The sequence below is a fragment of the Streptomyces sp. PA03-1a genome (assembly GCF_033792805.1).
GTDB lineage: Bacteria > Actinomycetota > Actinomycetes > Streptomycetales > Streptomycetaceae > Actinacidiphila.
This window is the reverse complement of sequence record NZ_JARAVO010000385.1, coordinates 1-5507: the sequence shown is the minus strand read 5'-3', so window position 1 is coordinate 5507 and position 5507 is coordinate 1. Positions and strand designations below refer to the sequence as shown.

3 protein-coding genes and 1 pseudogene are annotated in these 5507 nt (G+C 72.7%); 2 read left to right on the top strand and 2 right to left on the bottom strand.

All coding sequences use genetic code 11. The features are described from left to right. Window positions 1-49: 49 nt before the first annotated feature. Window positions 50-1363, bottom strand: coding sequence for an ABC transporter substrate-binding protein (locus tag PV341_RS43535; RefSeq protein WP_500324543.1), 1314 nt, complete (start codon window positions 1361-1363; stop codon window positions 50-52). 8 nt (window positions 1364-1371) lie between these two features. Beyond that, window positions 1372-2547, bottom strand: coding sequence for an ROK family transcriptional regulator (locus PV341_RS43530; RefSeq protein WP_500324541.1), 1176 nt, complete (start codon window positions 2545-2547; stop codon window positions 1372-1374). Between the two features lie 179 nt (window positions 2548-2726). Between PV341_RS43530 and PV341_RS43525 the strand changes: the two genes are divergently transcribed. Together PV341_RS43525 and PV341_RS43520 are read left to right on the top strand one after the other, a co-directional pair. Beyond that, on the top strand, window positions 2727-4865 hold the full coding sequence (locus tag PV341_RS43525) for an alpha-galactosidase (protein ID WP_500360797.1): 2139 nt from the start codon (window positions 2727-2729) through the stop codon (window positions 4863-4865). 195 nt (window positions 4866-5060) lie between these two features. Then, window positions 5061-5507 (top strand): annotated as a pseudogene (locus PV341_RS43520) (hypothetical protein); the annotation flags it as partial.

Genomic DNA, 5507 nt, shown 5'->3' with positions numbered 1-5507 from the left:
GAGGGTGCGGTGGGGGACGCGGAGGGCACGGTGAACCTTCCCGGTCCGGTCAGGAGGTGAAGAAGCGCGAGCGCTGCGACTCGATGCGCTTCAGCAGGGCCGAGCCGTCGTCGGGGTGGCCGAGCCATTGGGTGAGTCCGGGCAGGACGACCGTGGAGATGAACCCGGGGTCGCTGTCGCGGTCGGCGAACTGGGTGATGTGCTTGGCGGAGGCGATGAGTTCGGCGGACTTCTTCTGCAGCGGGTTGTAGGAGCCGGTGTCGGCCTGCGCGTGGACGGCCACGTTGCTGGGGTCGACACCCATGTAGAGGCCCTCGGCCTCGGCGCTGCCGAGGAACTCCAGGAGCTTCTTGGCGCCCTTCTCGTTCTTGGGGCGGCGGCTGAGCATGAAGCCGTCCGTGGGCGCCTCGACGGCGTCCTGCCCGTTGACCGGGTCGATCTCGGGGAAGGGGAAGAAGTCGATGTCGGAGCGGAGCGCCTCGTCGGTGACCTGCTGGCCGAGGAAGAGGCCGATGACCGCCATGCCGGACTTCTTGTCCAGCAGCGACTGGGCCGCGTCCTGCCACGAACGTCCGCCGGCGCCCTGCTGGTAGTACGGGCTGATCTCGCGCCACAGGTCGAGGGTGGCGACGGCGCGCTTGTCGGTCCAGGAGACCTCGCCGCGCATCAGGGACATGTGGAAGTCGTAGCCGTTGGCCCGCAGGTTGAGGTAGTCGAAGGCGCCGAGGATGCTCCAGGCGTCGCCGCCCCCGTAGCCGGAGGCGATCGGGGAGAGGCCGTCCTTCTTCATCCGCTTGGCGAGCGCGGTGAACTCGGACCAGGTGCGCGGGACGGTGTAGCCGCGCTCCTGGAAGAGGCTCTTCCGGTAGAAGACGCCCCAGGGGTAGTTGTAGAGCGGGACGAAGTAGAACTTGCCGTCCTCGCCGCGGGAGAGCTGCTTGGTGGCCTCGCTGAAGCCGCCGCCTATCTTCTCCCACACGTCGTCGAGGGGGGTGGCGAGGCCCTTCTTGGCGAAGTACTGCATGCGGTAACCGGCGAACCAGGTGAAGACGTCGTCCGGAGTGCCCTGCAGGTAGCTGGAGATGCCCTTCTGGAAGCTGTCGTGGTCGACGGTGTTGGTCTTGACCGTCAGCCCGCTGTCCTTGGTGAAGGCCTTGGTCACCGCCGCGTAGGCGGACTTGGGCGTGGCGTCGGCCCCGTTGGACCCGAAGGTCACCGTCTTGGGGTCGGCCGCCGCTCCCCCGCCGCAGGCGGTGAGGAGGGGGGCGGCGAGCGCCGCGGCTCCGAGCCCGAACAGCCCGCCGACCACGGTGCGGCGGCTGGGCTGAGGCGCGGTCAGGACGGTGCGGCTCTGCAGCGTCATCGCTACTCCTAGTACGTGTCTGATCTGATGAAGGACTGGATCGCGGTGGCCGCGGCCCCGCGCGCCCATTCCTCGAAGGGCAGCGGACGGGTCCGCAGGTCGCACTGCCCGGCGGTGCCGAAGGCGGAGGCGGCGAAGGCCTCGAGGATCTGGTCGGCGAACAGGTCGTGGGCCACCAGGCCCTCGCCCGAGATGATCACGCGCTCCGGGCCGAAGAGGTTGGCCACCGAGCCGATGGCCCGGCCGATCGCCTCGCCGGCCCGCGCGTACACCTCCCTGGCCCCCGGGTCGCCGCCGTGGGCCAGTCGCAGTGCCTCGGCGGCGTCGGCCACGGGGGTTCCCGTCGCCTCGCGGACCGCGCGCACGATCGCCGGGTCCGCGGCGATCGCCTCCACGCACCCGCGGTTGCCGCAGTGGCACAGCGGTCCCGCCGGGTCGATGGACAGGTGCCCGATCTCGCCGGCCACCCCGTACGCGCCCGAGACCACCCGCCCGTGCACCACGAGACCGCAGCCGATGCCCGCGCCGACCGTCACCACGGCGAAGTCGGACAGGCCCACCCCGGCGCCGAACCACTGCTCGGCGACGGTGAGCGCCCTGACGTCGTTGTCGACGGTGACGGGCAGGCCGGTGGTCATCCCCGCCAGCTCGGCCAGCGGGATGTCCCGCCAGTCGAGGAAGGGCGAGTAGCGCACCAGGCCGCCGGCCCGGTCCACGTCACCGGAGACCGCGATGCCCAGGCCGCTGACGGGGACGCCGAAACCGTCGGCCTCCGCCAGCAGTTCGTGCACCAGTGCCGCCGCCGACGCCAGGACGGCCCCGGGGTCGGGGGCGGCCAGCGGCACGTGGCGGGAGGTGCGGATCCGGCAGCAGAGGTCGGTGAGCACACCGATGATCTCGTCGCCGGTGATCTTGAGGCCGATGAACAGCGCCCGGCCGCCGTCCACCCGTACGGGGTTGGCCGGCCGTCCCAGGGAGGGACGCGCCTCCTCGTCCACGTCCTCGACCAGGTACCCGGCCTCGATCAGCGGCCGGACCGCCTTGGTGACCGCGGCCGCTGACAGCCCGGCACGCTTGGCGATCTCGGTGCGGGTGAGCGGACCGTGGCACAGGACGGTGGTGAAGATCTGGGAGGCGGCCGGCGTGTGGGCCGGGAACGCCTCCCCCGGCGGGATCGAGGACATGGCCGGGAACCTAGGTGGGTTCTTTTCTGCTGTCAATAAAAGAAGCAAGACTCCTCGGAAGTAGACCAAGTGAGGGCCCCTCAACTGGAAAAGGTCGGACCAGAGTGGGTGTTGACATGTGATCCAAGGTGAGGATTGGCTGCCGCCTGTCTCCTGGCGCGACCCGAACGTGAGGACCCATGCCCGTGATCTCCCATGCCCCGGACACCGGGATCTGGCTGCTGAGCACCCCGCGCACGTCGTACGCACTGCGCATCGACGCGACCGGTGCCCCCTGCCACGTCGCCTGGGGCCCGCGGCTGACCCTGCAGGAGGCGGCCGAACTCGCCGTCCCGCCGGGACCGGACGCGAGCAGCTTCGAGGGCCGTTCGCCGGTGGGCGAGGAACTCCCCGTCGACGGCGGGGCCCGCTTCGGGGTACCGTCCCTCCAGGTCCGCCTCCCCGACGGGAGCAGGGGCTTCGAGTGGCAGCCGACGGGTCATGACGTGCGGGAACCCGCGCCCGGTGTGCACGAGTTGGCGCTGCGGTTCCGCGACCGCGTCCACCCGCTGGAGGTCACCCTCCACTACCGTCTCCACGACGACAGCGACGTCATCGAGCGGCGCACCGTCCTGCGCAACGCGGGCGAGCACGCCCTCACGGTGCTCCGCGCCGACTCCGCCGCCTGGAGCCTGCCGCCGCTGCCCGACTACCGGCTCAGCCACGTCACCGGCCAGTGGTCCGCGGAGAGCCAACTGCGCCGGGAGCGGCTGCCGTACGGCGAGACCGTGCTGACCAGCCGCCGCGGCATCACCAGCCACCACGCCAACCCGTGGGTGATGGTCGACGCAGGTGACGCCGGCGAGACCCATGGCCGGGTGTGGAGCGCCGCCCTGGCCTGGAGCGGCAGTTGGCGTGTCACCGCGCAGCGCACCCCGGACGGGCGCGCCGGCTTCACGGGGGGTGCGGGACACGACGGTACGAACGTGCCGCTGACCCCGGGCGAGGAGTACACCACGCCCACCTTCGCGGGCCTGTACACCGGCGGGGGCTTCGGCGCGGCCAGTCGCGCCTGGCACGCGTACACCCTGGCCCACGTCCTGCCGCACCCGCGGGAGACGGCTCCGGTGGTCTACAACTCCTGGGAGGCCACCGGCTTCGACGTCGACGAGCCCGGCCAGGCGGCGCTCGCCGCCCGGGCCGCGGCGCTCGGCGTGGAGCTGTACGTCGTCGACGACGGATGGTTCGGGGCACGGCGCGACGACCGCGCGGGCCTCGGCGACTGGACCCCGGCCGCCGACCGCTTCCCCTCCGGGCTGGCCCCCCTGGCCGACCGGGTGCACCGGCTCGGGATGCGCTTCGGCCTGTGGGTGGAACCGGAGATGGTCAACCCGGACAGCGACCTGTACCGCGAGCACCCCGACTGGGTGCTGCACGTCCCGCACCGGAACCGGACCGAGCTGCGCAACCAGCTGGTCCTCAACTTCGCACGGCAGGACGTCGCCGACTGGGCGTACGGCTGGCTCACCCGGCTCGTCGCGGAGAACGGCGTCGACTTCCTCAAGTGGGACATGAACCGCGCCTTCAGCGAGGCCGGCTGGCCCGGACGCGACGACGGCGCGGACCGGCTGTGGACGCGGTACGTGCACCACCTCTACGGGGTGATCGACCGGCTCCGCGCCGACCATCCGCAGTTGCGGATCGAGTCCTGCAGCGGCGGCGGCGGCCGGGTGGACCTCGGCATCCTCTCCCGCACCGACCAGGCGTGGCCCTCCGACAACACCGACGCCGCCGACCGCGTGGCGATCCAGCACGGCTACGGCCAGGTCTACCCCGCGCGCACCATGGCCGCCTGGGTGACCGACGTCCCGAACCAGCTCACGCACCGCACGGTGCCGCTGCGCTTCCGCTTCCACGTCGCGATGGCCGGGCTGCTCGGCATCGGCGGTGACCTCACCCGCTGGTCCGAGGAGGAACTGGCCGCCGGGGCGGAGCTGGTGGCCGAGTACAAGCGGGTCCGTCACCTCGTCCAGCACGGAGCGCTGCACCGGCTGCGCGGTCCCGGGGACGACGGCCCCACCGTCGTGGAGTACGCCGCGCACGACGGCAGCGAGGCGCTGGTGCTCGCCTGGCAGCGCGTCCAGCGGCACGGCGGCCCGCGGGGACCGGTGCGGCTGGGCGGCCTCACCGCCGGGGCCCGCTACCGCGACACGCGTACGGGGACCGTGCACCACGCGGCGGTGCTCGGCGGGTACGGGCTCGTGCTCGATCTGCCGCCCGGCGACTGGGCCAGTTCGGCGGTGCACCTGGTGCGCGTCGCGGAGCACGAGGGCGCCTGACCGTCCCGCCGGGCCGTGCCGCCCCGCGCATGTGGGCAACTGCACAAACCCGCAGCTGCGGGAGCTTGTCCGGTGTGACGTGGCAGCGTCAAGGTGAGCTCCGTCCGCCCGTCCCGAAGACCCGCCGGCCCTCTGCACGTTCCTCACCCGATCACCGAAGGGCGTTGCATGTCCCACCGCTTCAGACGAGCGCGTTTGACGGCGCTCGCCGCCCTGTTGTCCACGATCGCCGCGCCTTCCGTCGCCCACGCCGCGGATCCGGACGCCCCGGCGTCCCGGGCCGCGGCCCACGCGGCCCCCGCGGCACACACCCTCACCCTCGACGACGGCTCGGTGCTGCACTGGTCCGACGACGGGTCAGGCACCCTGACCCGCAAGGACGGCACCACCCGGGCCTTCCCCGTGGCGGGCACGAAGGGCCGCAGCGCGTTCGGCGGCTCCCTGACCCCGTCCGCCGAGATCCTCCAGCGCCGGGCCGACGCCGCCGCGCTCACGCCGTACAGCGTGGGCGCGGCGGCGTCGGCCCGCCGCCGCGGGAGCTCGCCGGACGGGGTCATGGCGCCCCCCACCGCGCTGCGGCCCTCCTCGCCCGCCCCCGGGAAGGCCACGGTGGTGCGGGCCCTTCGGGACCAGGGGACTGAC